The 26,057-nt window shown below is 65.4% G+C and carries 40 protein-coding genes; 1 reads left to right on the top strand and 39 read right to left on the bottom strand.

Annotation, left to right across the window (positions count from 1 at the left end):
• Positions 1-3 precede the first annotated feature (3 nt).
• The 29 genes from HYG77_RS04730 to HYG77_RS04870 form a co-directional block, all read right to left on the bottom strand.
• Entirely contained in the window at positions 4-1,557 is a 1,554-nt protein-coding gene (locus HYG77_RS04730) for a hypothetical protein (protein ID WP_208961966.1), read from the bottom strand.
• Positions 1,554-2,387 carry a hypothetical protein gene (locus HYG77_RS04735; RefSeq protein ID WP_208961967.1) on the bottom strand — a complete coding sequence of 278 codons (834 nt, stop codon included), beginning with the start codon at positions 2,385-2,387 and terminating at the stop codon, positions 1,554-1,556. Before HYG77_RS04735 ends, HYG77_RS04730 begins: the two co-directional genes overlap by 4 nt.
• Positions 2,384-2,806 carry a hypothetical protein gene (locus HYG77_RS04740; RefSeq protein WP_208961968.1) on the bottom strand — a complete coding sequence of 141 codons (423 nt, stop codon included), beginning with the start codon at positions 2,804-2,806 and terminating at the stop codon, positions 2,384-2,386. The genes HYG77_RS04735 and HYG77_RS04740 overlap by 4 nt, the downstream gene beginning before the upstream one ends.
• Positions 2,769-7,142 carry a phage tail tape measure protein gene (locus HYG77_RS04745; RefSeq protein WP_208961969.1) on the bottom strand — a complete coding sequence of 1,458 codons (4,374 nt, stop codon included), beginning with the start codon at positions 7,140-7,142 and terminating at the stop codon, positions 2,769-2,771. The genes HYG77_RS04740 and HYG77_RS04745 overlap by 38 nt, the downstream gene beginning before the upstream one ends.
• Positions 7,132-7,536: a hypothetical protein gene (locus tag HYG77_RS04750; protein ID WP_208961970.1), complete on the bottom strand. Its 405-nt coding sequence runs from the start codon at positions 7,534-7,536 to the stop codon at positions 7,132-7,134. Before HYG77_RS04750 ends, HYG77_RS04745 begins: the two co-directional genes overlap by 11 nt.
• A complete protein-coding gene (locus tag HYG77_RS04755) occupies positions 7,517-8,212 on the bottom strand; it encodes a hypothetical protein (RefSeq protein WP_208961971.1) in 696 nt (231 codons plus the stop codon). Before HYG77_RS04755 ends, HYG77_RS04750 begins: the two co-directional genes overlap by 20 nt.
• Before the next feature lie 3 nt (positions 8,213-8,215).
• Positions 8,216-9,010, bottom strand: coding sequence for a hypothetical protein (locus HYG77_RS04760; RefSeq protein ID WP_208961972.1), 795 nt, complete (start codon positions 9,008-9,010; stop codon positions 8,216-8,218).
• Positions 9,007-9,477: a minor capsid protein gene (locus tag HYG77_RS04765; protein WP_208961973.1), complete on the bottom strand. Its 471-nt coding sequence runs from the start codon at positions 9,475-9,477 to the stop codon at positions 9,007-9,009. The genes HYG77_RS04760 and HYG77_RS04765 overlap by 4 nt, the downstream gene beginning before the upstream one ends.
• Positions 9,474-9,797: a hypothetical protein gene (locus HYG77_RS04770; protein WP_208961974.1), complete on the bottom strand. Its 324-nt coding sequence runs from the start codon at positions 9,795-9,797 to the stop codon at positions 9,474-9,476. Before HYG77_RS04770 ends, HYG77_RS04765 begins: the two co-directional genes overlap by 4 nt.
• A 9-nt stretch (positions 9,798-9,806) precedes the next feature.
• On the bottom strand, positions 9,807-10,142 hold the full coding sequence (locus tag HYG77_RS04775; RefSeq protein WP_208961975.1) for a hypothetical protein: 336 nt from the start codon (positions 10,140-10,142) through the stop codon (positions 9,807-9,809).
• Entirely contained in the window at positions 10,139-10,639 is a 501-nt protein-coding gene (locus HYG77_RS04780; RefSeq protein WP_208961976.1) for a hypothetical protein, read from the bottom strand. The genes HYG77_RS04775 and HYG77_RS04780 overlap by 4 nt, the downstream gene beginning before the upstream one ends.
• Positions 10,636-10,956, bottom strand: coding sequence for a hypothetical protein (locus tag HYG77_RS04785; RefSeq protein ID WP_208961977.1), 321 nt, complete (start codon positions 10,954-10,956; stop codon positions 10,636-10,638). Before HYG77_RS04785 ends, HYG77_RS04780 begins: the two co-directional genes overlap by 4 nt.
• Positions 10,957-11,041: 85 nt before the next feature.
• Positions 11,042-12,679, bottom strand: coding sequence for a phage major capsid protein (locus HYG77_RS04790; RefSeq protein WP_208961978.1), 1,638 nt, complete (start codon positions 12,677-12,679; stop codon positions 11,042-11,044).
• Complete coding sequence (locus HYG77_RS04795) at positions 12,676-13,602, bottom strand: HK97 family phage prohead protease (protein ID WP_208961979.1); 927 nt, start codon at positions 13,600-13,602, stop codon at positions 12,676-12,678. Before HYG77_RS04795 ends, HYG77_RS04790 begins: the two co-directional genes overlap by 4 nt.
• Positions 13,583-14,983, bottom strand: a complete 1,401-nt coding sequence (locus HYG77_RS04800) for a phage portal protein (RefSeq protein ID WP_208961980.1) — start codon at positions 14,981-14,983, stop codon at positions 13,583-13,585. Before HYG77_RS04800 ends, HYG77_RS04795 begins: the two co-directional genes overlap by 20 nt.
• Positions 14,980-15,144, bottom strand: a complete 165-nt coding sequence (locus HYG77_RS04805; RefSeq protein ID WP_208961981.1) for a hypothetical protein — start codon at positions 15,142-15,144, stop codon at positions 14,980-14,982. Before HYG77_RS04805 ends, HYG77_RS04800 begins: the two co-directional genes overlap by 4 nt.
• Positions 15,141-16,877 (bottom strand): terminase TerL endonuclease subunit, encoded by a 1,737-nt coding sequence (locus HYG77_RS04810; protein ID WP_208961982.1) that lies wholly within the window; start codon positions 16,875-16,877, stop codon positions 15,141-15,143. Before HYG77_RS04810 ends, HYG77_RS04805 begins: the two co-directional genes overlap by 4 nt.
• Positions 16,855-17,376, bottom strand: a complete 522-nt coding sequence (locus HYG77_RS04815) for a phage terminase small subunit P27 family (RefSeq protein WP_244373466.1) — start codon at positions 17,374-17,376, stop codon at positions 16,855-16,857. Before HYG77_RS04815 ends, HYG77_RS04810 begins: the two co-directional genes overlap by 23 nt.
• Before the next feature lie 51 nt (positions 17,377-17,427).
• Complete coding sequence (locus HYG77_RS39440; RefSeq protein ID WP_244373468.1) at positions 17,428-17,772, bottom strand: HNH endonuclease signature motif containing protein; 345 nt, start codon at positions 17,770-17,772, stop codon at positions 17,428-17,430.
• Entirely contained in the window at positions 17,772-17,915 is a 144-nt protein-coding gene (locus tag HYG77_RS04825; RefSeq protein ID WP_208961983.1) for a hypothetical protein, read from the bottom strand. Before HYG77_RS04825 ends, HYG77_RS39440 begins: the two co-directional genes overlap by 1 nt.
• A 1-nt stretch (position 17,916) precedes the next feature.
• Entirely contained in the window at positions 17,917-18,120 is a 204-nt protein-coding gene (locus HYG77_RS04830) for a hypothetical protein (protein WP_208961984.1), read from the bottom strand.
• A gap of 13 nt (positions 18,121-18,133) precedes the next feature.
• Positions 18,134-18,436, bottom strand: a complete 303-nt coding sequence (locus tag HYG77_RS04835; RefSeq protein ID WP_208961985.1) for a hypothetical protein — start codon at positions 18,434-18,436, stop codon at positions 18,134-18,136.
• Positions 18,433-18,723, bottom strand: coding sequence for a hypothetical protein (locus tag HYG77_RS04840; protein ID WP_208961986.1), 291 nt, complete (start codon positions 18,721-18,723; stop codon positions 18,433-18,435). The genes HYG77_RS04835 and HYG77_RS04840 overlap by 4 nt, the downstream gene beginning before the upstream one ends.
• 212 nt (positions 18,724-18,935) lie before the next feature.
• A complete protein-coding gene (locus tag HYG77_RS04845; protein WP_208961987.1) occupies positions 18,936-19,304 on the bottom strand; it encodes a DUF6221 family protein in 369 nt (122 codons plus the stop codon).
• Positions 19,301-20,056: a hypothetical protein gene (locus HYG77_RS04850; RefSeq protein WP_208961988.1), complete on the bottom strand. Its 756-nt coding sequence runs from the start codon at positions 20,054-20,056 to the stop codon at positions 19,301-19,303. Before HYG77_RS04850 ends, HYG77_RS04845 begins: the two co-directional genes overlap by 4 nt.
• A complete protein-coding gene (locus tag HYG77_RS04855; RefSeq protein ID WP_208961989.1) occupies positions 20,053-20,334 on the bottom strand; it encodes a glutaredoxin domain-containing protein in 282 nt (93 codons plus the stop codon). The genes HYG77_RS04850 and HYG77_RS04855 overlap by 4 nt, the downstream gene beginning before the upstream one ends.
• On the bottom strand, positions 20,331-20,729 hold the full coding sequence (locus HYG77_RS04860) for a hypothetical protein (RefSeq protein WP_208961990.1): 399 nt from the start codon (positions 20,727-20,729) through the stop codon (positions 20,331-20,333). The genes HYG77_RS04855 and HYG77_RS04860 overlap by 4 nt, the downstream gene beginning before the upstream one ends.
• Complete coding sequence (locus tag HYG77_RS04865) at positions 20,726-20,965, bottom strand: hypothetical protein (RefSeq protein ID WP_208961991.1); 240 nt, start codon at positions 20,963-20,965, stop codon at positions 20,726-20,728. The genes HYG77_RS04860 and HYG77_RS04865 overlap by 4 nt, the downstream gene beginning before the upstream one ends.
• Before the next feature lie 244 nt (positions 20,966-21,209).
• Entirely contained in the window at positions 21,210-21,569 is a 360-nt protein-coding gene (locus HYG77_RS04870) for a hypothetical protein (RefSeq protein WP_208961992.1), read from the bottom strand.
• Between the two features lie 97 nt (positions 21,570-21,666).
• Here HYG77_RS04870 and HYG77_RS04875 point away from each other — a divergent pair, with 97 nt between their 5' ends.
• Positions 21,667-21,864: a hypothetical protein gene (locus HYG77_RS04875; protein WP_208961993.1), complete on the top strand. Its 198-nt coding sequence runs from the start codon at positions 21,667-21,669 to the stop codon at positions 21,862-21,864.
• Positions 21,865-21,869: 5 nt separating this feature from the next.
• Here HYG77_RS04875 and HYG77_RS04880 read toward each other — a convergent pair whose 3' ends face one another.
• The 10 genes from HYG77_RS04880 to HYG77_RS04925 form a co-directional block, all read right to left on the bottom strand.
• The gene (locus HYG77_RS04880) at positions 21,870-22,280 is read right to left on the bottom strand and encodes a hypothetical protein (RefSeq protein WP_208961994.1); all 411 of its coding nucleotides are present in this window, start codon (positions 22,278-22,280) and stop codon (positions 21,870-21,872) included.
• Positions 22,277-22,639, bottom strand: coding sequence for a hypothetical protein (locus HYG77_RS04885; protein WP_208961995.1), 363 nt, complete (start codon positions 22,637-22,639; stop codon positions 22,277-22,279). The genes HYG77_RS04880 and HYG77_RS04885 overlap by 4 nt, the downstream gene beginning before the upstream one ends.
• Positions 22,636-22,950: a hypothetical protein gene (locus tag HYG77_RS04890; protein ID WP_208961996.1), complete on the bottom strand. Its 315-nt coding sequence runs from the start codon at positions 22,948-22,950 to the stop codon at positions 22,636-22,638. The genes HYG77_RS04885 and HYG77_RS04890 overlap by 4 nt, the downstream gene beginning before the upstream one ends.
• A 2-nt stretch (positions 22,951-22,952) precedes the next feature.
• Positions 22,953-23,711 carry a hypothetical protein gene (locus tag HYG77_RS04895; RefSeq protein ID WP_208961997.1) on the bottom strand — a complete coding sequence of 253 codons (759 nt, stop codon included), beginning with the start codon at positions 23,709-23,711 and terminating at the stop codon, positions 22,953-22,955.
• On the bottom strand, positions 23,708-23,974 hold the full coding sequence (locus HYG77_RS04900; protein ID WP_208961998.1) for a hypothetical protein: 267 nt from the start codon (positions 23,972-23,974) through the stop codon (positions 23,708-23,710). Before HYG77_RS04900 ends, HYG77_RS04895 begins: the two co-directional genes overlap by 4 nt.
• Entirely contained in the window at positions 23,974-24,321 is a 348-nt protein-coding gene (locus HYG77_RS04905; protein WP_208961999.1) for a hypothetical protein, read from the bottom strand. The genes HYG77_RS04900 and HYG77_RS04905 overlap by 1 nt, the downstream gene beginning before the upstream one ends.
• The gene (locus tag HYG77_RS04910) at positions 24,321-24,782 is read right to left on the bottom strand and encodes a hypothetical protein (RefSeq protein ID WP_208962000.1); all 462 of its coding nucleotides are present in this window, start codon (positions 24,780-24,782) and stop codon (positions 24,321-24,323) included. The genes HYG77_RS04905 and HYG77_RS04910 overlap by 1 nt, the downstream gene beginning before the upstream one ends.
• Positions 24,779-25,111 carry a hypothetical protein gene (locus tag HYG77_RS04915; RefSeq protein ID WP_208962001.1) on the bottom strand — a complete coding sequence of 111 codons (333 nt, stop codon included), beginning with the start codon at positions 25,109-25,111 and terminating at the stop codon, positions 24,779-24,781. The genes HYG77_RS04910 and HYG77_RS04915 overlap by 4 nt, the downstream gene beginning before the upstream one ends.
• A complete protein-coding gene (locus HYG77_RS04920; RefSeq protein WP_208962002.1) occupies positions 25,108-25,440 on the bottom strand; it encodes a hypothetical protein in 333 nt (110 codons plus the stop codon). Before HYG77_RS04920 ends, HYG77_RS04915 begins: the two co-directional genes overlap by 4 nt.
• Positions 25,441-25,552: 112 nt before the next feature.
• Positions 25,553-26,038, bottom strand: coding sequence for a hypothetical protein (locus HYG77_RS04925; protein WP_208962003.1), 486 nt, complete (start codon positions 26,036-26,038; stop codon positions 25,553-25,555).
• Positions 26,039-26,057: the final 19 nt, after the last annotated feature.

Genomic DNA, 26,057 nt, shown 5'->3' on the forward strand with positions numbered 1-26,057 from the left:
CTCCTAGACGCTGTTTGCGATGCCCCGCGTGGTTTGCGCGAAGCCCTGCATGTTTGTGATGAAGTTGGTCCACGCGCCGCGGACTCGTTTGTCCTCGCCGAGGATTGGTGTTTCGACCATTCGGCCGTCGCGGGAGTCCTTCACCGTGACCGAGGAGACGTATTGCTCGACGGTGGTGCCGCGGTCGTAGAACGTGTGGATGTCGCCGACGTCGTACCGGCGGCCGGTGTTGTCGTCGACGCCGAAGCTGTTGCCGCGCCCGTCCGGGCCGCCGGAGGCGACGGTCAGCGCGATGGTCTCGCCGCCGGAGTGGTCCTTCAGTGAGCCCTGGCCGACGGCGTAGGAATCGGCTGACCATGCGGCTGTGTTGTCGGCGAACACTTCACCGAACGCGTCGTCCTTGCCGATGTCGTCCTCGAGGTCCTCGTCGTAGAACTGCTGGTACGCGAAGAAGATGTTGTCGAACAGGTCGCCGACGACCAGGCCGAGACCGAGACCCGGGGCGATCGCGTTGAGCAACAGCTGGATTGCGAAGTTCGCACCCCACTCGATGACCTGGTTCATAATCTCGGGTGCCTTGCCGCCGACGATGGCGCGGGTAGCGTCGGCATGGTCCTCGCTCATGTCGACGTGCAGGATCTGCCCGCCATCGGTGTTCCACTGCAGCTTGCGCATGTCCCGCTTCTTGCGAGTGTCGAACACGTATCCGGCGCGGTCCATCTTCCCCCAGGAGTCGGGGTCGAGGAGTCCGAGGAAATTGTCCGGGTTGAGGAAGTTCAGGAAGTTGTCCGACGTGGCATCGATCACCGATTGGAGCTGGGCGAGATTCGATGTGTTGAACACGTGCGGCGGCGTGCCGGTGCCGTCCCACAGGTCCATCTTGTAGCCGAACTCGAACCGGTTGCGAGTGAGCTTGAAGAGTTCGTCGAGCTGCGTGAACCGGGCGGAGACGACCGCGACGTTCCCGACGGCTGTGTTCACCAGCTCGAGGAGGTCGTCGAGGGTGGCGATGTCGTCGAGGTCCGGGAGGTCCTCCCCGACAGAATGCAGTGGCAGCGACGCATAGATCGGCTTGTCGAGGCGTGTCCAGTTCTTCGCCCCGAAGTACTTGCACAGGAAGTCGGGATCACCGGCCATGATGTCCTGCTTGCCGGTCAGGCCCACCTGGACCTCCGGCGGGAACAACGGGTTGACCCACGCGGTGGCGCGCTGCATCTGAAACTTGTAGTCGAACCCGGTGAGCGACACGGATTCCTTGCCGGGCTTCCCGGTCAGTCGGCGTTGCATCAGGCGGCCGGTATACGGGATCCCATTCCGGAACGTGCGGACGTGGATGGCCTTGCGGCGCAGTCCGGTCAGCTCGGGGATGAGGCGGTGGTCGGGCTTGAGGTCGATCTGGAAGTTCGCGGGATCGAAGAAGTGCCATCCGAACTCGGCGGCCTTGTAGGAGCCGAGCGGTGTCCACTCGATCTTCGTTCCGTTACGTTTGCCGAGCTCGATGTCGAAGCCGTCCACCGGCGCGGCGGTCGGACGCGCATACCCGGGTGCGTTGATCACGCTGCCGTCCCGTACAGCTGGGGCAGGGTGACGACGAGTTTCGTGGCCGAGGTGGTGCCCGTACCGGTGATCGTCAGCGGGATGTCGAGAGTGTCGGCGGGCGCCTTTCTGTACCACCGGCGGCCGGGCCAAGTGCGGTCAGCGCCGGTGTGGTCGTGGATCTCGAACCAGTTCGGATCCGTTTCGATCGTCCACGTTTGGCCGGCGCCGATCGTCGGCAACGGCACCGCCTCACCATTCAGGCCCAGCGTCGGCGAAGTGATCGGACCGGTCAGCGCGAAGTGCGGCCACACGTCCTCGTCCGAGACGTTGTCGACGGTCGCGCCCGCAAAATCCGCCGCGAATAGGGTGCGCACGTACGGGTCGGTGCGCCACCACGACTCATCCGACCTCAGGGCAACGTCCCTGATCTCGAAGTACCCGAGCCGCTGCGTCACGCTGTATGTCGGACTGGGCAGCACAGACGCCAGCCGCCACACCTGAAACCTGCGGTGCGGCTGCCCCTCCTGCAATGAGTCCACCCAGAACTCCCCCAGCCGTCGCCCAGCCTGGAACCCGAGCGAGCGACGCAGCGCCTTCTCCACCGACACCGCCTGATCACCCGGCATCAGCTGCGAACGGATCGTCATCCCGATGACGTTCGGGTCGTACATCGTGTCGCGCCACGACACACCAGCCTGGTTGGCGTTCTGGTCGTCATCGTGACTGAAACCAGCACCACCGAGACCGGTCGGGTTCAGGGTCCGGATCAACGTGCCAGGTTCGTCGATCTCACCGATCGGCCACTCCACCTCGTCGACACCGACGATGGTGAACTGCTCCGGCCTCACGCGAGACCGGCCTTCGTGAACGACACGGTCGGCACACCGTTGGAATCGACGTCGATATCCACCTGGATCATGCCCCCCTTCTGCAGCGTCTCGGTGATCTCCTCGAGCTGCTGCGTCATCTGATCGAACGCCTGGCTCAGGCCGGGGATGTCGTTGTTGCCGGTGTCGAACGAGGGCACCATCTTGGACAGGTCCCACTTCCCGGACTGGGCCATGCCGATGATGTTCGAGGCGCCGGAGACCGCGGTGAATCCGATGCCGGTCGCCAGGGCGGCGGCGTCGTAGAGGTTCTTCGGCTTCATGTAATCCTCGGTGTCCGGCCCGGAGTAATCGCCGAATCCGCCGCCGGAGTACTCCGTGACGCCGAGCCGACGTCCGGTCTCACGCCAGATCGCCAGTGCTCGTGCGCGCTTCGACATCGCAAACGGGATGTAGGCTTCGCCTTCGGTTTCCGGTTCGCCGAACACTCGGTAGTCGCCTGGGGCGGACGATCTGCGGTGAGTGGTCCTCGATGCCGCCGCCGGCGTACATCTTGAGATTCCCGATCACCTTCGGCTGCCGCTCCTCTGGCTTCGCCGAGTCGGCGCCGGCCTTCAACGCGTCGACGAGGTCACCGAAGTTCGTCACACGAACGTCCTGTGTGCCACCTGACATCGACGAAGACGAGGGAGACGGAGACGAGTCACCGGACGCGGGTGATGTGCTCGCGCCACGGGCAACCGAGTCGGCATACAGCTGGTCAGCCTCGGCGAGCTCAGCCCGGTAGTTCGACCCATCCGCGGTGCCCGACTGCTGCACCTTCTGCGCGGCGTCGGCCGGGTCCATGCTTTCGTAGTCGAAGTCGTCGAGCTTGTCGTAGAACATGCCGACCGCCTTGGCCGGATCCTTCCGGTCCTCGAGGGTCCCCCACGCGCCGTTGTCCCGCTGCTGCAGAATGCCAGCGTTGTCGCCGTCCATCCCGTGGTCGAGGTTCTGGAGATCCGTCTCGGCGAGCCCGGCGGCGATGGCGGCCTTGATGCCCTTCTCGGAGATGCCCCGGCGGCGGCCCTCGGCGACGATCGTGTCGACGAGCTTCTCGCGCTCGGTGCGGTTGTCCGGGCCGGTCGACGACTTGGTGGACGGCTCCCCCAACGGCTCCATCGCGGCCGCGTGCACGTGGTTGGTGTGGTCACCGGCGTCCGCGTAGAAGCTATCCGGGACGAACTCACCGTTCTTGATGCAACGCCCGAACCTCGGGTCGATGTAGATCAGCTCGGCGAGCTGGTCCTTGTAGTTGTCGGCAAGGTAGTTCGCCAACGCCAGTTGCTCGTCCGTGTTGCCCGACCCGTTGGAAAAGTCCACCGCCTGCCCGGCACCGTGTAGGTCCGCAGCTCCGGGCCGGTAGGTGTCGGTCACCTGGAGGGCCGGGAACTTCGACTGCTGGATGCCGATCAGGCTGTCGACGATTCCGCCATCCGCGAAGGCCATCTTCCGGCCCCTCAGTACGGCATCGACCACAGAGTGGTCCTCTTCAATCCCCACAGCGCGCAGGTTGCTGTCGTAGTTGCCGTTCACGATCATCTGCCGCATACCGAGGGCCGCGGCAACCAACGGGTTGGACTCCTCGACACTGAACCGGCGGGACCGATTCGAGTACTGCCCACCCAGCAGTGCCCGCCACCCCGTGGGATCGGTGTCCGCGGTGAGGCTGCTGGGGTCACCTTTGAAGACCTTGTTGTACTCGTCGTTGATCAAGCGCATCCCGAAGCGGCGGGCCACTTCGGCAAGGATGTTCATCGACCGAGCCCGCTTGTTGAATGCCAGCGGGATGAACGCCTCGCCCTGTGTTTCCGGTTCCGCCCACTGAATCAGGTTGTTGCGCGGGGACATAATCGTCGCCCAGTCCGGGAGCTTGTCGAATCCTGGTGCCGCGTTGAACCCGCCGGCGGCGAACTTCCCAGCCATGATGGCACCGTCAGCCCGCGGTGCTGCGGGCCCGTACTGCGGTCCGTTGTTGCCGGCGCCATAGTTCGTCGGTCCGGCCACATTCTTCGGGGACCCGTCCGCGTTGAAGTAGGCGTTGGCGTAGAACTCAGCCCTCAGCTTCACGGTCGCCCAGCGGTCACGCTCGATGAACGCCCTGACGTCCGCCTCTGCCTGATCGGTCGGGGCGGTGATCTTCACAGTGCCGTCGGGAAGTGTCTCTACGATGTAGCCGACCTCGCGGAGCTGATAGATCGCTTCCTCGGTGAGCGCCTGGGTGTGAATCGTCTTGCTGTCTGGGACATCGATCACCTTGCCCTTGAGCACGTCGAGCGCGTACTGCGCTTCCGGCATGCCCTCCTGATTGATGACCGTGTTGATCAATTCCGGCGTGAGACCGAGGGTGTTGACGTAGTTGAGGGCGGCCTCGTTCGTCATGCCCAGGGACATCAGCTGCTCGATCAGCGCGACTCGGTTGTTGCCGTACTGCGCGGTGAGCTGCTCGATGGTGTTGCCCGCTTCGATGCCGGTACGGACCTGCTCGGCGAGTCCGTCCTTCACCTCCGTGATAGAGGCGGCGAGTCCGGGCGGAACCATCTGGCCCGCTGCCCCGGTGAAGCCCTCGAGCTTCATCTTCGACCCGTCCGCTTGGATCCCGACCTCACCGATCGACTTCGACATTTTGGCGGTGGCGTCGTTGAAGGCAGCCGAGTCTTTCATGTCTCCGGCGGCTTCGTTCCACTTGACCTGCATCTGATCGACCGCGGGGAGCAGGGTGTCGCGGATACCGTCCGCCGCCCCAATCAGCACGTCGTGGACGCCTTCGCCGCCGGTGCGGGTTGCGTCTGCGAGGTCGCGGAGCTTGCCCGCGGCGTCACCGGTGGCGAGCCCCATCAACTGGCCGAATCCGGGTATGGCGTCGCCGACCGAGATGATATTCGCACCCATTTCGAGGAACGACGCGCCTGCCTCTGCGGCCGATCCCGAGAAGTCTGCGAGGCCGCGGAGGCCCCCTTCGACGAAGTGGAGCACACCCTTCGCTGCTTCGAATCCCGCGTTGCCCATGTCGATGAAGAATTGGATGACACCGGCCCGGTTGTTCGAAATCGTGTCTGCGAAGTTCTGGATGTACGGACCGGCTGCCTGCGCAAGGGCCCCCTTGAGTCCGTCCGCTGCGAGGCCGATTGCCCGGGAGGCACCTTCGACTGAGGTGGCCGCGTTGCCGCCGATGGTGCTGGCGAGTCTGCCTGCGGCACCTTCGAATTCACCGAAGTTCTTCAGCGCCTCCGACGGGTCCCATGACTTCCAGACCTCCATGAAGTCACCCGAGGTGTCGCCGAGCAGCGCGAGGATGGCCTGCTCCTGCTTGATCGGGTCCTTCAGCGACCGGATTTTGTCGAACATCTGGTCAAAGGCCTCGTTGCCCTTGTCCCCACCTTCGACGAAGGCGTCGTACATTTCCTTACCGTTGAGGCCGATGTCGTTGAGAGTGGAGACAATGGTGTCGCCCTCTTCGTCGATTCGGCGCCCGAATTCTCTCAGGGCATCACCCGGAGCATCCGCGTTCCAGGCACCGTTGTCAGTAGCCTGCTCGATGAGGGCAAGGGCCTGCTCGGCGGATACGCCCGCATTCTTCCAGCCAGCCGAGTACTCCCAGATGACCTCGAGGAGATCCTCTCCCCTGTTCGCGCTGCCGCCGACTGCGTTGGCGATCATGTCCGACGCTTCCTGCGCGGAGGATGCCAGCCCCGTCGACATCAGCGCCGACACCGCCTTCACCGATGTCGCAACGTCACCATCGAGGGCAGTCGAGATGGTGTCCAGATTGGCGATCACCGCTTCGGCGTCACGCTGGCTGGCAGCAGGGTCGATGATGCCGTTCTGCAGCGACAGCTTCAACGTTGACAGGTTCCCCTCGACGGACTCACCGAACACATCCGCGTAGGCCTCGCCGGCCGCCAGGCCGAACTTCCGGGCCTGCTCCTCAGTGATCCTGGTCTGCGCCTGGAACAGGTCGAGATTCTTCTCCTGAGCCATGCCGTCCTGAATGGCCTTCGCGAGGAGTGCGCCGGCGGTGAGACCGAGAGCGGCGACACCAAGCAGCGACCCTGCAATCGGGCCCGTCTTGCCCGCAAGGTCACCGACCTTGTCGGCGAATCCGGACAGGAATTCGCCGCCCATCGCTCCACCGGATGCACCGAACTGACCCGCCGACTGCGCGGCGCGGCCGAGCGCGCTGGAGAACCGGTTGACCTGGCCGTCGTCCGGGATGGCCTCGCGCATGCTGCGGCCCGCGCGTTCGCTGGTCTGCATCAGATCGCGCAGACTGGTGCCCGCCTGCTCGGCCGCGCGGGACGCTTCCCGCTGCGCGCGCTCGGACCGCTGCAGCGAGATCGTGTAGTTGTCGTTCGCCCGCTCAGCGTTCCGGGCGATCCGTTCGGCGTCACCACGCGCCTGCGTGAGCTGCCGCTCGATTCGCTGCGCCTGCTCCGACGCCTGCCCGTGCTCGCGGACCGCGTCGGCCAGCCGACGCTGGACGACCTCGACACGCTCCTGGGCGGTGACAGCGCGGGACGCCTGTGTACGGGCAGCGGTGTACGCCTTCTCGGTGTCCTTCGCCAGCTCCCGATACGCCTGAGCCTGCCGCGCCGCACCGCGCTGCGCCTGCGTGGCCGCCTGATCCGACGCCTGACCCAGCTGGTTCAGGTTGTCGCGAGCACCCTCGAGGCCCTCGTTGAGGCTGTCGTCACGGAGGGTCAGCTCCGCGTACAGCTCGGCGACTCTAGTCGCCATCAGCCACCGCTTCGGCCACCGGCGCCGCGTCGTCTTGCGACATCAGTCGCTCGATCAGGACATCGATGTCGATGACCTCTGTGAGGTGATCGAACAGCCAGAACTGCCGGCCCATGTCCACATCCACTGCGAAGTGGATAATCGCGGTGCGACCCGCGTGGTTCCGGAATGGGGCAGGGAGTTCATCCTCGACCATCTGGTCGTGCGCCGGCCCGAGGATCTTGATGATCTCCTCATGCATCACCTGCGGGTGCAGCTTCTTCTTCCAGATCAGCTCAGCGAGCCGGTCGGCCTCACTCACGGTGGGCGACGGGATCCGGTACACCATGCCGCGGATCGGCAGGTACAGGTCGGGGTCGTAGATCTCGTCGAGATCAGTGAGGATCGTTGCCATCGTGATCCTTTCGCTCGTCGATCGCCTGCCGTAGCTGAGAGGTCGGGGTGCGCACGAAGCGTGCGACACGGACCTCGAACCAGCGCCACGGGCGGCGGGTGAGGATGTCGGAGCCGAGGTCGATCCCCTCGGATTGGAAGTCCAGCTCGAGCTCAGTCCACAGCTCGAGGAGATCGGGCCAGGTGATGCGTCGCTTGCGCGCCTGCGCTTGCTTCCTGAACGCCGGGGCCATGTGCGGTGGGTTGTACCACTCGCGGTCACCGAACTCTTCCCGGTACGTGCCACCACCGGGGTCGAACGGCCCGTACCGGCCGGGCGCCGAATCATCCTTCGGCGCCGTAGGTTCTGTAGCCGCAGACTTCGGAGCGACCGTCCCGGTAGTCCAGTACTCAACGGCGGCGCTCTCGTCGAGGGTGTACTTCGCGGTCACGGCCCGCCCGACGCGGAGGACCTTCTCTGCAGCAATTCTCGCGGCGACGAGGTCGTCCCATGCCGAGCCGAGCAGGCGGCGGATCTCGTCGAGTTCCTGCCGTCTCGACCACCGCGGCTGATCTGCGAGCTTGCGCTGCAACCGCAACACCGTGTCCGCCGAGGCGGCCTCGACCCGGAACTCCCGACCACCGATGGTGATACGGAAGCCCGGGTCGAGGTACTCGTCGACAGCGTCGAATGACACTGGCTATCCGGCGGGGTGACCCTGGGTTACCACCGTGACGGTGACCTCCGGAGAGGTACCACCGACGAGGGTGGTGATCTGCAGGGTGGGCACATCCACGCCAGCCAGTGCACCACCGAAGGTGACGACGTACCCGGCGGCGTTGCTGCCCGCGACGGTGGCGTTGCCGGAGCCGATGGGGGAGAGACCCGTGATCGCGGTCTGCAGCGTGGCCGCATCGAGCGAGGACACGGTCAACGCGGCCGTCTCGGCCGCGAGCACCTTCACCTTGAAGCTGGTCGGGGCGCTCACGATGTCGATGCGCTGGACCTCGTTCACCGCGACCGCGGTCGGCTTCTCAATCACATTGAGCTTGCCGTATCCGGTGATCGTGATGGTGCCGCCCTGCAGACCCGTCTTGTCGCCGCCAGCGGAGGTGAAGTTGACGGTGCCGCGACCCTCGTACGCGTCGGGCAGGCCGTCGGTGCGCCACCACTGGATCTCGGCCATGCCGTCGGAACCGACCTCGACACCCTTGGCGCGCAGGTACTCCACGCCAGGGTCGGGAGCCTTGGTGGGATCGAGTTTGCGGCCGACACCGATGGTCGCGACCCACGCCTTCTCGGTGGAGATCTGGGCACCCCAGGCGCCGGAATGATAGTCGCCGGCCTCCTGCAGGGAATCGGAGATCGGAGCGTCGAAGCTGTTGATGCCCTTGATCCAGGTCCAGACGCCGTCGATCTTGACGCGGACCGCCCAGTTCCGGGCGAGTGTGGCGTCCATGTTCGAGGTGTCCGGGGGCATGAGGGGTGCGGTCATGATATTTCTCCTGGTGGGTTGAGGGTTATCCGATAGGAGTCGGCCCGCATCAAGCGGTTGTTCGAGTCCGGGACGGACTGCGCCCGCACGACCCTGCGGACATCGATGACCCGGACACCGCCAGGCCACGTCTGTGGTTGGTAGTAGTGATCCGGGACGTGGAGATGGTTGAAGAACCGGTCGGCAAGATCGTCCGCGTCAACAGAGGTGTTCTCAGCGGTGCGAATTCGAAGCCGCACGTAGTAGTCCGGGTTCCAGTGGTCGCGGTCCCGGGCATCGTTGGTGACGGTCGCCGACACCGCGGTGTCCGGTTCGGCGGGCAACTCCCGCCACACGTACGCCGGTAGCTCCGGATCCTCTTCGTAGACGACGTCGTCAGCCTCGCTGTACTGGACCAGGTCCAGCTCGACGAGCCGCAGACCGAGCGCCTTGAGCAGTTCGTTGCTGGTGGTGGAGAACGTCGTCATCCGCCGAGCCTCCGCCGGAGCTGCTCCGCGAGGATCTGCTCGACGACCGGTCCGAACTCCTCGACAGCCTTCATCAGGAAGAACACTTCGCCGCCACGGGGGTGCTCGAAGTCCTGTCGATAGTGCTGCTTCACGGCGTACTCGGCGCCGAACCCGATCTTGACGGCGTCCCCTTCGACACGGACGAATCCGCTGCGCTTGAGGTCACCCGACAACTCGGGGGCGAGAGCTTTGGCGTCATCGAGGAGAGCCTCCCCGCACAGTCGAAGGTCCTCGCTGTCCGCGCCGACCACATTCGGTTGCCAACGGAGCTGGGCCATTGAACCTCCTCACGAGAGGTCGAGCCGATAGAACTTGGGCAGTGCCGGCAGACCGCTGTCGGTGATCGCTTCTGCGACGACCTTGACCTTGGCGCCGCCGAATCGCTCAGGAAGGGTCACAAGCGATTCGGCAGGAATCGTGGGTGTGCCCACCGGAAGCGAGATCCGTGCCTTGGTGACAACCTCGCGGCCGTCCGCGTCCGTCACAACATCACGAGTGATTGTGACCTTCGCCTTGAGCGACTTGTCCGGTGCGTCGTATGACTTGCCGCGGGCGTTGCCGCCGAGGTATCGCTCGACGGTGATCGGCCAGGTGTAGAACACGGCCAGCGGATCGCGGCTCACAGGCTGAACCTTTTCAGAACGTGCGCGTACCTCTGACCGATGGCGGTAACACCAGCATCCCCGTAGGTGATCGATGCACCGTCATGCGCAACCTGCTTGACCCCCACCAAGTCGGGCGACACCACCAGCGTGTCGGCAATGTCGTTGACCACCGCGATGATCGCATGCGGTGCCGCGGCCAGCCCGTGTGTGAACGTAACCTTCACGGCGCGGCGACCTCGTGGCCAGCGGCGACCGCCCGTGCGCTCGAGGAGTCCCATGGTGGAGAACTCCCAACCTTCGATCGCCTCGTCGTCGGCGTCGGTCACCGCCGACACGCTCACCACATGCAGTGATGGCAGCGACAGAACCTGCCCGCCATCGCTGTCGAGGAATAGCGTCACCTCATGCGCGGGGGCGATGTGCCAACCACATTCCCCACGTACGAGGTCGGCCGCCATCGCAGTCTCGGGACTGGGATAGTCGCACAGGTTGGGGTACTCCGAGAAGTCGATCACGGCGCTGTGGATGCTCCGCCGGTTTCATTCTGGCCAGCAGCCTCGTCCGCCGCAGCCTTGGCGGCACCCCTGCCACGCCCGCCTCGGCCCGTGGTCGTCACCGACCGCTTCTCGCCGGGAGCCGCTACTGCCGCTTCGACACCTCCCGAGACCGCGGCCTCGGCCCGATGGGCGGCGACTTCGACGGGCTCGAACAGCTTCTCGCGGCCAACAACGGACGGATCGCTGTCGTCGAACAGATCTCCAGGCCGGACGACCCGCGGTACGCCTTGCGAGTCGGTGAATGCGAACGCCTCGCGTGCACGAAGTATGGACATCTGGGATTGCCTCGATTCGTAGTGGTGGAGTCTGGGGTCGCCGAAGGGCGGCCATCGATAGGTGACCGCCCTTCGGCTCGTCGGATCAGAGCGTGGTGGGGATATCCAGCACGCGGATACCGCCCGCGTTCACGACGTCAGCGCCAGTCCGGTAGTACGCGAACCAGCCGCGCTGCCCGGTCGGACGCCGGTTGGCGCCGAACAGGTGCGGAATGAACTCGACCGACATGCCCACCCGATCGGCGATGACGTAGTTCGACAGATCACCGAACGCCAACAGGAAGTTGTGCGCGGAGGTGACCGCCGGGTTGAGGGTGTCGTCCATGTCCTCGGCCTCACCGACCGGCTTGCCGATCAGCTCGTCCGGCCGATCGCCACCGAGGTACGTCCACAGCCCCGCACCACCGGCGGTGTCGAACTGGCGGATCTTGCTGTAGATCAGATCGTTCGCCAGCCATGCCGCGTTCGTCCGGTACCGTGCCGGGAGCGAGCTCCGAAGCGCGTACACGTCTGCCAGAGAGAACGTCTCGGCGGTCGCCGGGGCGACGATCGACCCTGGTACCGCGGAGAGTGCGGTGATCAGGCCCTTCGGCTGACCCGTCCCGGAGCCGGTGATGAAGGCCGGTGCCTCGATGTCATCCTTGCCAGCGGCGAGCAGCTTGGCCACCTCGGCGGTGACGTTCTGCTCATCCTCGAGTGCCTCGATCGAGATCGGCACAAAGCCGGACGCCTTGTGCACATCGATGGACGGTTGACCCAAGGTCGGCGAATCGTCGGAGACCTCAGTACCTTCCGAGTCCCACGACCAAGACACGGCGCCCGCCGACACACCGTTCCACTTATCGCCGGTGGCAATTACCTGCCGGGCGAACCGGCGGATGTCATTGCGCGATCCGTCCGAGGTGACGATGACCGTCGGATCGAGCTGGAAGGGAACCAGGTAGCCGCCGTTGGCGTCGGTCAGCGACATCGCGCGGACCTCGGCGATCGCGCGGGATTCCTCAGCGCTCAGCGCATGCTGCTGATTGCGGGCCATCTTCGACCACGCACGCAGGTACGCCGGAGACGACGTCAGCAGGCACTGGCGGGCCAGCGTCGACTGCTTGTCGTCGAACCGCTCCAGGATCTGCGTGGCCGCCTGGCGAACGTTGTCGCTCGCACCCTGCATCTTCTCGACTGCCGAGAGTGCCCGTGCACGCAGCTCGCCCGCGACCTCGTCGGCGTCACGACCGAAGGTGCGCACCTCGGACAGATCCCACGGATTGCGGAACCGATGCTCCTCGATGCTGTCGGGTTCGAGGATCGGATCTCGGTCGTAGTCCTCGCGCGAGGACCCTCCGGCGCTGCCGCGCTCGGTGCGCAGTCGGCGGGAGCTCGTCACCTGAGTCGCCGCGGTGCGGACAGCCGCGAGGTCTGCGGCACGCTCGAGGCGCTTGCGGTGCTCGTCGGTTTCATTCCACTCGCGGGTGAGTTCGGCGAACAGCTGCTCGTCGTCGGCGGTCAGTTCGTCGACCTCGCCGAGCCGTTCGAGTTCGGGCAGGATCTCTTCGAGTCGGCGCACAGCCTGGCTGTGCGTGAGCGTCGGAGCCGAACGGGTGTCATCGGTGGTACGGCCGTCTTTGGTGCCGTCACCACCCAGGATCGGCCAGATGGGGGCGCCGCGCTTGGTAAGTCCCAGAGCGGTGAGCCCGGTGATCGGATGCTTGGGAAGGTCGCTTCTCATAGCGATCGCCTTTCAGTGTTGATAGACAGGACTGTGTCCCGCGCCTTACGCACCATCACGTCGATGGGGCGGTTACCGCGTGTAGGTGACGAGTGCTTGCCTGCGGGCCGTCGAGGGCTCGTGGATCGCTGCGCGTCGTTCGCGGACTTCGGCGGGTGCGTCCCTACCACCGGGGTGGGTTGCTGCGCGTCGTCGTCCGATTCGGCCATGTCCGCGATGAACACGGCCTGTGCGAGCAGCTTTCGCTGCCCGGGTTCATGGAGCCGCCCCAGGTCAATGACCTGGGAGCGGACAGAGACGGACGTGTCGGAGTAGGCCGGCCACGTCACGGGTCCCATCTCAGGGACCTTCAGTTGCTGGAGGGTTCGTATTGGGAGCTCGTCGTCGGGGACGTCGTCGTACCAGGTGGCGCGGAGGACCGTCATCAGTTCGTCTTCGTCGCGAATGACCTTGCCGGTGCTGTCCTGCCACTGTTCCTTGACCACTGAGAACCGAAACGACATGCCGTCGATCGCGCCCGCCGCGATCGCGTCGCGAATCGGTTCCGTCAACCAGTTGTCGAACACGCGGCCGACGATGTGGGCGCCGCCTTCCGGCGCGAGCTCCGGGTCGGACTCCTCGGCGATACGTTCCAGTTTCGCGATCGGCACCGACCCGATCATCGGGTGCCGGCCGTGGTCGAACTGGATCTTCGGCGGCGTCTCACGGAACGACTTCTTCATCGACCCAGGTGCGATCTTCTCGCGGAACTTGCCCTCCCAGGAGTCGATGATCGTCTCGCGGTTGAACACTGCGCCGTACCCGTCGAGGGTGAGGCCGTCGTTCTCACCGCCGTCGTCATCTGATGCGCGCAGTGAGAACGGAGCCTCGCGCAACACGCTCTCGGTCGGTGGACGTTCGACCTTATTCGCCGTTGTCGCCACTGGGCGTCCCTTCCTCGGGTGGTTGAACTGCAGGTGATGTGCCCGGCTGGTCTTCTTTGCCGGGCTTTTGGAGTTGGACGCTGTAGAGGCCGGTGTGCTCGAGGAGGCGCAGATCGCCGGCCTCGACTGCCGCGACCACCGACTTCGGTTCGTATCCGGCGGTGATGTACGAGTTGATCGTTTCGGCGCGGACCTTCGCGATGTTCGCAGCGTCGCCCTCGTCTTCACGGAGGAACGGCACGTCGGAGGCGTCGTACCAAAGCCGGACATCGTTGCCGGGGCTGGGGATGATCAGCTCCATCGAGCTGGCCGCGTTCTGCCACAGTGGGTGTGCGGTGCCGTCAGCGAGTCTGCGCCGGGCCTGCCCGTAGTTCGAGTAGGTGGCGGCAGCCAAGCCCTCAGAGAGGCCGACGATCACCGGCGGCACACCGGCGGCGGCGGCGATGCGGGTTTCTCCGCCACCGCGAACGCTTTTGAAGTCGATGTCCTTGAGGTTCGAGCCGACGGGTGTGGCATCGGCGCCCGGGTACAGGTTCAGCGTCTTGTACGCGTTCCGGATCCCGCCGTGCTTGTCCTGCATCATCTCGGCCCACTTCTGGACCTTCTCCTCGGACGCACCTTCGGGGTGCTTGACGACCATGTTCACGGTCGCGCCGTTGTCGAAGAACTTGCGCTGATGGTGCGACATCGACTGGTCTGCCTGAATCTCCCGGAGAATCGGTGTCAGCCAGGACATGCCGCGGTAGTTGGCCAGAGGGTCGGGGATCGGGGCAAAGTGAACGACCTCGTCCGCCAGGAGCCCCACCGGATCCTCGCCTGAGCCAGGTCCATCCGGGGTGTACACGTATCCGACCTTGCGCCAGCCGATCTGCCCGCGGCCATCGCGGAGCATGCGCGGCTCGACCACGACGTCCACCCAGTCCGGTCGCAGCCGGACCAGCTCGCCGCCGGCGCCCGGCTCGCGGATCCAGTACGAGTTGCCCGCCAGGTCCGCGTCCTGAATCATCCGCGACAGCAGATCCTGCGTCGTGCCACCGACCCAGGGCCGCTCGAGGACACGAAGGTCAGTTGTACCGAAGGTGTCCGACGGCTTCCCGTCCCGCAAGCGCTGCCAACGGAAACGCACCGAGCTGAACACCAACTGACGGACCAGCATGCAGGAGAAGACGACCCCATTGGCGGCGTACGCCTGCTGCGCTAGACCTGCGAAGTTATTCGCGACCCGCTCCGTCGTCTGACCCGTGAGCGTCTGCTGGATGCCGCCGACGCCGTAGCCGATGCCGTTGAACGCGAACGAGTTGTACAGCCGGGCGTAGTCGTCGATCGACATCGCCTCACGCGACTCGGCGCCGCGGCCTTTGAGTCGGTCCAGGAGATTCATCGGCGCCGATCAGCAGGGTCGTAGAGGGCGACCGCCACCGCGAGCGCCAGACCGCCGGCCACCAGCAGTGCGACGGCCGAACCCCACAACAGTGTCGTGCCACTCAGCAGTGCGACGACACCCACGATGGCGGCGTACGCGGACAGGCGTGTCGATGTCATGTCCAGAACCCCCAAACCTCTGTATCTTGTTGCGGCGCTGCCTCGATCGCCCGGGACAGGGCCATGATCAGGGCAGCGATTGCGTCGATCTTGTCTGCGGCGTTCGCCTTGTCCGGCTTGACGTTCCCGGCCGGGTCCATCGCGACCGCGAAGTTGTCGGCCATCCACCGGGCGGCCGGGTTGCCGCCGTGCCGCAGGATCGGAGTCTCGACCGTTCCCATCAGCACGAGGCGCTGGAGTTCCTTCGTCGGCGCGGACATGGACCGGAACCCTTGGCCCATCGTCACCATCGGTGCGCCGTCGTTCGTCAGGTTCGTCGCCAGCTGTGTCGCGTTCCACCGGTCGTAGGCGACTTCCCGGACACCGAACTTCTCTCGGTCCGCTGCAACGACGGCCTCGATGAAGTCGTAGTCGGTGACGTTGCCCGGTGTCGTCGACAGCCACCTGTTCCGAACCCACGCGGTTGCCGCACCGGCGGTGCGCTTGTCGAGGGCGGGCAGGTTGTCCTCCGGCGTCCACAGCCGCCACAGGATGTCGAAGCCGCCACGCTCTGTGTCCGGGAATACCCAGCACAGTGCCGTGAGGTCGCTCGTCGATCCCAGGTCGAGGCCACCGAAGCAGTCGCGGCCTTCCAACCTTGTCTCATCCACCATCGACGCGTTGCGGTCCCACGCGTCCAGGTCGAGGTAGCGGGTCAACTGCCGTGTTCGGATGCCCAGGTGCAGGCGCAGGAACGACGCCAGCTCGGCGGGTGAGTCCTTCGCTTTCGCCGCCGCACTGACCATGAACCGTCGCGTCGGCGAGATCCCGAACCCGGGGTTCGCCTTCCGCCATGTCGCCTCCACGAACGGGTCGTCGCCGTCCTCGGCGGCGAACACCACCCCGAACATGCTCGGATCGGACAGCGCCCCGCGGGCGAGCTGCTCGACGCGAGTCCGCTTCTGGTCGTACGGGGTGTTCCGCTTGCCCGCGTCCGCCGTCGTGATGAACACGATCAGCGGCTGCCGGCGCGAACCCGTACCCGTCTCCAGTGCCTCGACGAGCTCGCCGTCCTTGTGTAGGTGCAGCTCGTCGACGATCCCGCAATGCAGGTCCGCACCGTGCTGGGCGTCTCCGACATTCGCGACCGGCTGGAAGTACGAGCCGCTGCGTGGATGCACAACCCGCGACTTGTACGGCTTGACGTGACCTTTCAGCGACGGCGACGACTCTGCGAGTTGACGGATCGGGTCGAACGCGAACCTGGCCTGATCCTTGTTCGTCGCAGCAGCAACCACCTGCGCGCCCGGCTCGCCGTCGGCCGCGGTCATGTACATGCCGATGCCGCCGGCGATCGTCGTCTTCCCGTTCTTGCGGGGCAGCTCCACATACAACGTGGAGATGATCCGGGCGTACTCGCCGGTGTCCGGGTCCTTCGCCACCCAGCCGAACGTCGGCGCCAGGATGTACGCCATCTGCCACGGATCCGGCTTCAGCGCCTGGCCAGCGAGTCGGCCCTTGGTGTGCCGCAAATGCAGAAACGCCTTCAGCGCCCGATCCACGCGGTCCGGGTCGAACCGGGCTCCCGACACCTCACGCGGCTCAGGGGTCTTGATCAGTGGAGGGCAGTCCGGGACCGCGAAACCGCGATCCTCCAAATACCAGGCGACCTCTGGACTCAGCTTCAGCCGGTCGAGATCGTGCTCGTCCAGGTCATCCCAGGTGAGACCGTCAGTCTCCGAAGGGGTTGTCATCACCAGGCTCGTCTGCCGGCCGCCGTGTCACCTTCGACTCAGCAGACGGCGTCAGGCCGAATTCCTGTGCGAACGCCCGCAGCTGCGATGCCGCCGTTTCCGCGACAGCCACCGCCGGGTTCTTCGTCACCCACGTCGACTCGGTGCCGTCCTTGCGGGTCGACGTGTTCTCCACCGTGAACCCGTTGCGTTGAATATCCCGCGACGCGTCGACCCACCTGGCCCACGTCTCGCAGTACACCGTCAGCGCCGCACGATCCTCCGACTTGAGCAGGTCGAGCCGGGTGAGCCCCGGAACAACCCGCTTCCACTCGGCCTTCGCCTCCCGCGATAGCCACGTCGGCGGATTCGGGGCGATCCGTCGGAAGTCCGGCGCCGGGGCGACGACCCGACCGCCCGAATCACGGCCCTCCGAGCGACCGTTGAGCAGGCGAAGTGTGGCCGGCGCCGCAGTGCGTCCCATCGCGACCACCTCCCCCTGGGTCGGGCGACCCCCCATGGGGCCGATTCTGAGCGTGCAAATTCAAAGCTCCCCAGCCGGTGTCCGCCCCTAGGGTGCCTCTCGCGGGCCCCCCACCCCCCGGGGTGCGGCTGCCTCCGCCTGCGTCTTCTCCTGGTGGTGTGGCTCGCACAGCGATTGGACGTTGGTGGGGTCGTACTTGCGGCCACCAGCGCCCAGGTTGGTGATGTGGTCGACGGTGACGGCGAGGCGGTGACATCCGGGCCATTGGCAGAGCGGGTGCCGGGCGAGCTGCTGGGCGCGCAGTGTGCGCCAGCGTCGGTCGCTGCCGCCGGTCCACGCCGACCCTTCCCAGGCTGGTGTGCAGGGGCATCGTTGCCCGACGGGTGTGGTCTTGCGGCAGCGGGTGCAGATGCGTGGCGGTTTACTCGGCATCAGCGGCCGACGGTCATGGCTCGTTGTTCTCGCAACCTGGCGAGCATGGTGGTGAGCTGTACCCGTTGGACCTCGGTGCCTGAGCGTTGGGCTTCGGCGAGCTTGGTCTCGAGGTCGTAGATCTGGTCTTCGAGGCTGGGCATCTCATCCCCGCTTGCCGCGGTACCAGATTGGGAAGCGGGGTGTGACGTCGTCGCGCTGGCTGTGGTCGCAGTGGATGTGCACGGCTGCGATGTGGATGGTGGTGTGCTGCGGCTGTTGTTCGCTGTCGATGCCGTTGGCGAGTTCGTGCATGACACCGGCGGTGAGCTTGGCGATGGACTTGACGACGTGGCGGTAGAGGTCCATTGCGGCTCCTGTGTCAGCGGGGTGGGCCGAGGATGGTGTTGGGGTCGTGGCCGCGTGCGCGCATCTCGTCGGTGAAGTGGCCGAGTGCTGCGCCGGGCCCGAGGGCGAACTGTCCGCTGGGTTGCCAGTGGGCGCCCATGATGTCGCGGAGCATGGCCTCACACAGCGATGTGTCGCCGGTGGCCTGGAACTCACGCAGTCGGGGTACGAGGCGGGTTTGCAGTTGGTGGAGCTGGTCGGGTGTGGCGTCTTGCCGTGCCGCGGCGACCTTGAGGATGAACGAGAGTGTGCGGCCGATCTGGTCGGTGGCGCTCATGCTTTGCTCCGGTAGCGTCCGCGTTCTGCTCGCCAGTCGTCGAGTCGTCCAGTCTCGATGCGGGATCCGATGGCGACGGCGAGATCGGCGAACGTGGCTGCTGCGTCTTTGCCGGCGGCTTGGTAGGTCTCGATGAGTGTGGTGACTGGTGTGGGGTCGACGTTCTTGGTGGGTTGGAAGCCGATGGCCCCGCTGTCGGAGACCCAGAGGATTCCGATAGCGGGGCGCATGATGGCGGTCCATTGGCCGTGGCCGGTGCGTTGGTCGAGGGGGTTGGTGTCAGGCATGTGACCTCCTCGACGAGGTTGAGTCCCGCTCGCAGCTGCGCCAATACACACAACATGCTGCGCGCTTTCGATTCCGTGGTCCCGCTGGGGTACGTATCGCGGGCGGTGACGTTGACGAGCGGGAAGTTGGGGAGCTGCGCTCGTGGAGTATTCACACGACGCGCGCAAGCGCAGCGTATCAAACAACCAGGCCGAAACTCGAGTGCTGAGACTTAAGCCCAGGTCGGATCGTAATCGGGGTGGGCGGCGTATACGGCGGCCATGTGGCGCAGTGCGATCCGGACGGGCAGGTTCCCGTCGTCGCCAGGCACTGCCCAGCTGGGCCAGTGCTGGAGCGTGCTGATGATGCATCGCTTTGCGGCGACATCGCGGAGGACGTGGGCGGGATCGTGGCGCGTGATGTGCGCTCCATTGCGCGGCCCGACCTTGTCGGCAACCCATGCACCGTCGCTGCACTCAAACACGATCCCGCCGACACCGCTGGTCCCGTCGTACTCCCACGTCGGGTCGACGTAGACGGCTTTCGCGATCGCTTCGTCCTCGTCGAGTCGTGCATTGAGGAAGTCGACGAGGTCGTTCACGCGCTCTCCTTGGTGTGTCGCGGCCGGATGGGGTGTGCGAGGTGGGCGTCCATGACGTCGCCGACAACGTACATGGTTGGCCAGTCTGGTCGCCATGGACCGGGTGCTGGTCGGGCGTAGCCCTGTTCGCAGAGGTACTTGACCCGTCGGGCGCCGAGGTGCCGGTATTCGTCGCCGAGTTCGCGGGCGACTGCGGTGATTCCGGCCTGGTTGAGGACGGTTGCTCGGGCGGCTTCTGTGCGCGCGGTGTTGTCGGGCTCCCGGAATCTCGGCCAGACGATGCGTCGGATGACTTCGACGGCGTCGAGGATGTCGTTGACGGCTGTGTCGGCTCCTTCGGTCATGCCGAGCGAGATGAGGTGGCGGTTGAGCCATTTCGAGAGGTCGGGTGTGTTATCGAGGTTGTATCCCGGGGGGATCCGCTTCTCGTCCGGCCGGAGTGGGCCGAAGAACTCGCCGTGCCAGTGTGTGTATCCGATGGGCATGTATTCGAGGTCGCGTTGCTCGCAGACGGCGCGGACCCATGTGCCGAGCACGTGGTGAAGGGTCTCCCCTGCCTCAGAGGCGTCCTCGCTGTACGGAAGTGGTTGCTCGGATGGCCGTTTCGGTCGTCGGTTGCCGCCGCGCATGCTGAGCCGATCCTGCTTGGTGAGTGCGATCTCGAGGTCGATGCACAGTTCGGGGATCTCGCGGAGGGTGGTGCTGATCAGCTTGAGGGTGTGGCGTGGGATGTACAGGTGGTCGACGCTCACGCTGGGTCTCCGTTCTCGGCGAGGTAGGCGATGGCGGCGAGGTCGCCGGCGAGCTGTGTGAGCCGGTCGGGCCTGTGTCCGGACCAGTGCTCGGTGCCGGTGGCGAGTCGGACGATGACGACGGGGGTTTCGAGGTGGCCGAGCTTCTTGAGGTCGTCGGCGGCGTCCGGGTCCTCGGCGAGGTCGACGCTGGTGTATTCGACTCCGAGGTCGTCGAGTTTCCGCTTGGTGGCCCGGCAGGGCATGCAGGCCGGTGAACTGTAGACGGTGACGCTCATGGTTGCTCCTGGAGTTTGATTTCGAGCCACAGTGATCCGGGTTCGCCCTTCTCGGCGGGGTGGATCACGGGCATGGGTTTGGTCATCCACTGCGGGGTGTCGTCTTCGACGAGTCCGTAGCCGGGATATTTCGGTGTGCCTTTGGCGAGGGCGTCGCAGCAGGGCTTGAGGGTGGCGACGAGGTTGTCGGTGTCGCGGACTCCGTTGCGGGCGGACCGGTAGTGGAGCGTGACGGTGACGTGTGGGACGCCGCGTGGGAGTCGCTGCCGCTTCGCTTCGATGTGAACCTCGTCGCGGAGCTGTCGGGTGATTCGCGCCTTGACCTGATGGTGGAGGCGCTGGTTCATCGATAGCGGCGGCTTGGTCCCGCTGAGGACGATGGTGTGGGTGGTCACTGCTCCCCCACCTGCCGGTCGATGCCTGACACGTAGTCGGGTCGTGGTGCGCGTGGTGGACGACCGTCAGGCGGTGTGGTGTCGTGCAGCTGGGCGGTGTCGGGCCATTCGACGAGTCGGACGCGGTCGAGGCACGGCATCTTGCGTTCGTACCCGTCAGGGGTGACGCACCTTCGCCCGATTTCTGCGTGGCAGTGAGGGCACACGACGGTGGCCGCGAATTCGTATGGGTTCATGGTCGACCCCTGTGGATAACTGGGGTTCGGCCGCGCGAAGCGGCGGCATTCTGGTGACCCCGAGCGATGAATCCTGCCCGAAATTCGCGCACGTTGCTTACGTAAGACGAAGAGATTTTCCGCAAGTAGTTATCTACGTCCGTTCGTACGTTCGTACGTAGGGTAATGCCATTGTCAAACCGAAATGGCAAACGAACTTTTGCCATCGATTTGCCATGAGTTTTGCCATATGGCAAAAGTGCCCTCAGTCGTTCCATCGGGACTCCGCCCCCTTCCTGCCTGCCGCTGATCGTGTTTCGTGTAATGCCTGCTGAACGAACCCAACTGCCTGTTTCGTGCCGTAGTTCTTGATGCGGTAGTTGCTGGGTGGTTCGACCTCCCACAGGCCCACCGCGACGAGCAATTTCGCCTCGGCCGGTGTGCAATGAATGAACGGGAGAACGGCTTTCTTGATCAATCCGTCTGTGCCGTTATCGGCCGCGTAAAGGTAGGAAGCGACGTAAACGAACGCCGCTCCCTTACCTTTCGGGCTCATTCCGAGGAGATCGAGAATCTTGTCGTGGGTAGGCAAATTGGTGTCTGTCCGTGCCCATGAAAGGCTCACACACTCCTCCTGACTGGTGGACCGGATGGGTCGTCTGGCATCACGCCACCCCCTTCGGTTGCCCGCAACCCTCGAACCATGCGCCGCAGCTGCACTCATGCGCGCCGTCGTGGCCGGTCGGGAGAACGCATACACACGTCTCGCCGCCGTCCTTCCAGACCGGGCCGACCCAGTGCCCGCACTCGCCGTCCGGTCGGCACCGAGGGTGCATCCAGTGACCCTCGCCATCTGCGTCGCGCCACGGCGTCATCACGCCCTGTTCGCCACCGCAGCCGAGGCACTGGCGATCTATTGATTCGTTCACCACAGCGCCCCCTGCTCGGCCGCGATGCCGTGCGCCAGGAGCTGGTCGACGACGAGCGAGACAGAGACAGCTCCAGCCTTGCGCTGGCGACGCGCCTCGGCCCGCAGCTCGGGCGGCATGGACTCGATCCATCGGGTGATCTCCGCCCACGTGAGGGCTACAACGTGCGCCGGGTCGTCCCGCTTGCGCTCACGCATGTAGTCGCCGACCGCGGTCATCGCGAGACCCCAGGGGTACGTGGTGCGCCACAGGCCAGCGGCACGCCACTCCTGGTCGAGGGTGGTGCCGACACCCTGCATGTCGCGGATGTTCTTGCACCAGTACTCAGGCGCGTCGGCGAGCCCGAGGATCATCCACGGGTCCAGCTCGCGCAGGAGTCGCAGCTGGGCCGACGAGAGGGCGGTCATGACGCACCGCCTTCCCGTGCGGCGCGCAGCTCGGCCTCCGAGTAGCTGTGTGGGCTATTGCTGTCGGTGCAGCCGTACTGCTCTCGCTCGCCGTACCTGAGGTCGCAGTACTGGCACCGGACGTTGTCGACGGCGAGGCGCCGGTTCCACTCCTCATCGAAGGACGCTTCCAAGCGGTAGTCGTGCAGCTCCTTGGTCAGAGCCGCGACCTTCTCTCGCTCCGCGTCCCGTTCCCGCCGATACCGGTCGACGATGCCGAGCAGCTTCGTGTTCTCGGCCCGTATCTCGTCGATCTCGCGGACGGCCTGGGCGATGCCGCGGTCACACTGCTCGCGGGCCCGTTCGATTCCGAGGCTCATGGTCGAGCCTCGCGCTCGATCGGGTACTCGGCGAAGAGGTGCCAGATGAACATTCCGCCACTGGTCGAGACGGTTCCGACGTAGGTTCCGCGGTGGTGGTACCGATGCCCGGTGCCCTCCACGTGGATTCGGAAGGTGATCTCTTCGCCGAGGTCAGGTGCGCATTCGTACCAGACCTCGAGCTCAGTGTTGGGCGTTTCTCGAGAAGCGGCCACATGAAGGACGCGGATGAATCCGGGGGCGGTGAGGTCGATCTGGTCGGTGATCGGAATCGTCTGTCGGTGAATAGATTTCGAGTAGGGGTTGGGCATGATCATTCCCTGATTTCGTTGATTCGGTCAGCGAGCCATTCGCAGTAGGTGCGAGTGCTGCCGGGGTAGAGGCGGGTGGCGTACGACGTGTGATCGCCGCGGGAGAGGTAGCCCTCGGCGTCGTGGCGTGCCTGGGTGTAGAGGGCCCTGACGGCGTCGCGGTTACGCCAGTCGATGGCAACGTCCTGCCACTCCTTCACCAGCAACCGTCGGGTGAGGTCGGCACCCCAGCCGATGAGGTTGGCCAGGCTCATCGACGCGGTCTGGTCGGCGATCGTGCGGAGGGGTGAATCCCCTGGGCAGCAGCAGATGACATCTGCCGGGTCCGAGATCCACCAGCGGGGAAACGCGCGAAGGATTGGTCGCGGGCCCGTAATGCCATGGGAGCCGATCTCGCCTGATGACCCGTACCAGGGAGCACATGGGTCGGAGATCAGTCCCACACCACGCACGTCCAGATCGGGATGCTCCCCTCGCGCGATCTCCGCGGCAACGTCGCCGGCCAAACCGGCCCCGCCCGAGTACCCGAGCAGGATAACTGGGTTCGGGTCGCGCCGGATCGCGTCGATGACAAGCGGTCGGCCATGTCTCAGCGACTCGTCGAATGATGGACCCAGCGGCAAGGGCACCGGACCATATGACGCCAGCCACGGCACGCCGACGACACGGAACCGCGCCGGGTCGAGCAGTCTGGTGACGTTCGACAGCATCGGCGACGGAACACGTTCGCCTATGCCTCGGCACTCCACTACGGTGATCACCGCTTCCTCCAATCGCCCGCGTGCGGGCAACTGACGAAATGTGCGAGGTAGAGCGGCTTCCCTGCTGCCTTCAACGCTTGCCGTTGCGCCTTCAAGATGACGTTCGCGTGCAGCACACCGCCTTCGAGGTAGAGCGCGATGTTGCCGTTCTCGCTCGGCTCAGGGTCGATCGGCATCGGTGTCGGCTGCTTCGTCTTCGCCCACACGATCGGGGCGCGGCACGAACCGCACGGCTCGGTTGGTCTCAGGGTGTGGTCGGGCATCACTGACCACCCTTGAGCGCATCGCGAAGCTGTCCGACCGCGGGTGGGACCGGCAACGGGTCTTCCCATCGCAGTGCGCCGTGCTCCCATCTGTCGGCGAGAGCGTGCGCCCGCGCGATCGCTTCGGTGGCGTCTCGTAACTCCGCGATGAGCGCGAGGACGGCGTGGGGACGCAGCGCGACCAAGTAGTCCGCGTCGGCAACGTCGTGTCCCAGCTCGCGGAGATCGTCGCGGGTGTACCAGTTCTTCCCGGAGTGGTGGCTCCACTGCGGCTGCGGTTCCCACGAGACCCGTGACAGCTCGGCGAGCGCCTGGAGGTCTTCGAGGTCGATCGGTTCGGTGCCCATCACTTCACCTCCGGTCCAACGAGTTCGAGATACACGTGGTGTTCGTCCTGCCAGTCGTCATTGACGAGGTAGCGGCCCGGGGGCTGGTCGATGGTGATCTCGTCCGCGGTTTCCAGCCCGTCGTTGTCGAGAACGACGCAGCCTCGATAGGGGACGGTCCAGCCGTAGCCGTGGCGCCACGTGTGAACGACGCCGTGGAACTCGAACTCGAAGAGTCCTGACCATGGGAGGTTCTCGCAGTCGCACGGGGCGTCCTCATCGTCTCCGCAGCCGTCGATGCAGTCGTCCGGCCCGTTCGCGGCGTCGAATCCGTCGAACTCGTGCGGCTTTTCGCACTCCATCCAGCCATTGCAGTGCGGCTGCCCGGGGCACTCGAGGTCGTAGTCGAATTCGATGTCAGCGCCCTCAAGTTCCGGGTCGAACTTCTTCACGAGTACGTGCAGTTTGCGGTCGCCGCTCATGCTGTGACCTCCTGCGGTTGGTGCCGCTGCGCCAGCTCGAGCACCGCGCCTGGTGTGTCGGGGTGCAGCTGCGGGTCGACGGTGTCGGTGCCGCGAAGCAGGTACTGAACGGCGAGGGTGCTGCCGGCCTCCCCCGTCTTGAGGACCCGGGAGCCGCTGACGCGGGCGGAGGTGAGATTCCAGATACTGCCGTCGATGCTGGCGTATTCGAGAACGAGGCTCGCAGGGAAGATGCTGTACGTGGTCTTCGGGTCGGGCATCGGCGGTTCGTCGTCTACACGTACCTGGACGGTGCGCGTCCACCGCTGATCGATGATGTGATGGTTCACGCGGCGGCTCCGTCCGCTGGCGCGAACTCCCACTCGATGTAGTCATGGCAGAAGGCGGTCTCGATCGGACCGGACATGCCGACGGTGTATTCGCAGTCGACCAGCGTCTCACTCATCGGGCTGATGCCGTCGTTGTCGAACCAGTCCTGCATCCAGCAGCGGTCGTGCGATGCCATGGGGTGCGGATGCCCCTCCGACCAGCTCTCGCAGTCGCAATCGGGGTACTGGTGGCAGATTGCGGTGTTGTCTCCGTGGCAGACGAACTCGATCTTCGGAGCGTCCGGCGTGCCTGTGATCTTGACTTCGTGCATGTTCTTCGGGTTGTTCATGCCAACCTCTTTTCGAATCCGTGTGCCAGCCAGCCGAATGCGAGGACCGCGCCCATCCCCGCCCCCGCCGCCGTGAGGGCGACGGCGAGGGCGAGGGACGCGAGGGTGCGGGTCACTCCCAGTAGCCGTTCGCTGCGGCCTCGAACAGCTTGTTGAGGCTGCGGAATCCGACGCGTTCGAGCTGCGCGGTCGTGACCGTCTCGTCGTCGACGGTGCCGAGGAAGTCGATCAACGTTTCGAACGCGGTGATCTTCAAGACGGGCCGCTGCCCGAACTCATGATCGGCCTGCCACTCGTTGCCGTAGCCGTGCCGCCGGCGACCGCGGTTGAACGGTCGATAGAACCCGGTGGCCTTTTCGTCGTTGTAGCGGTCGAACGTGACCGGGAGCTGATCCTTGGTGATCGGCAGCCCCTTCTTCAGCGCGAGGGTGAGGTGGTCACGGAAGGGACGCCAGTTCGGGACGATCTCTTCCTTCCAGCGCCGCTCCCACTCCTGCTCCGCGGCATCGACATTGGTGTCCCACTCGATCTGTTGCAGCTTGGCGCGTTCGATGCCCTGCTCGGCGGTGGTGATGAGGTCGGCGACCCGGAGCTTCATTCGTGTGTTCCCTTCTGGC

Origin of the sequence: Rhodococcus sp. ZPP, from assembly GCF_017656075.1 — a bacterium.
GTDB classification, from domain to species: Bacteria; Actinomycetota; Actinomycetes; order Mycobacteriales; family Mycobacteriaceae; genus Rhodococcus_F; species Rhodococcus_F oxybenzonivorans.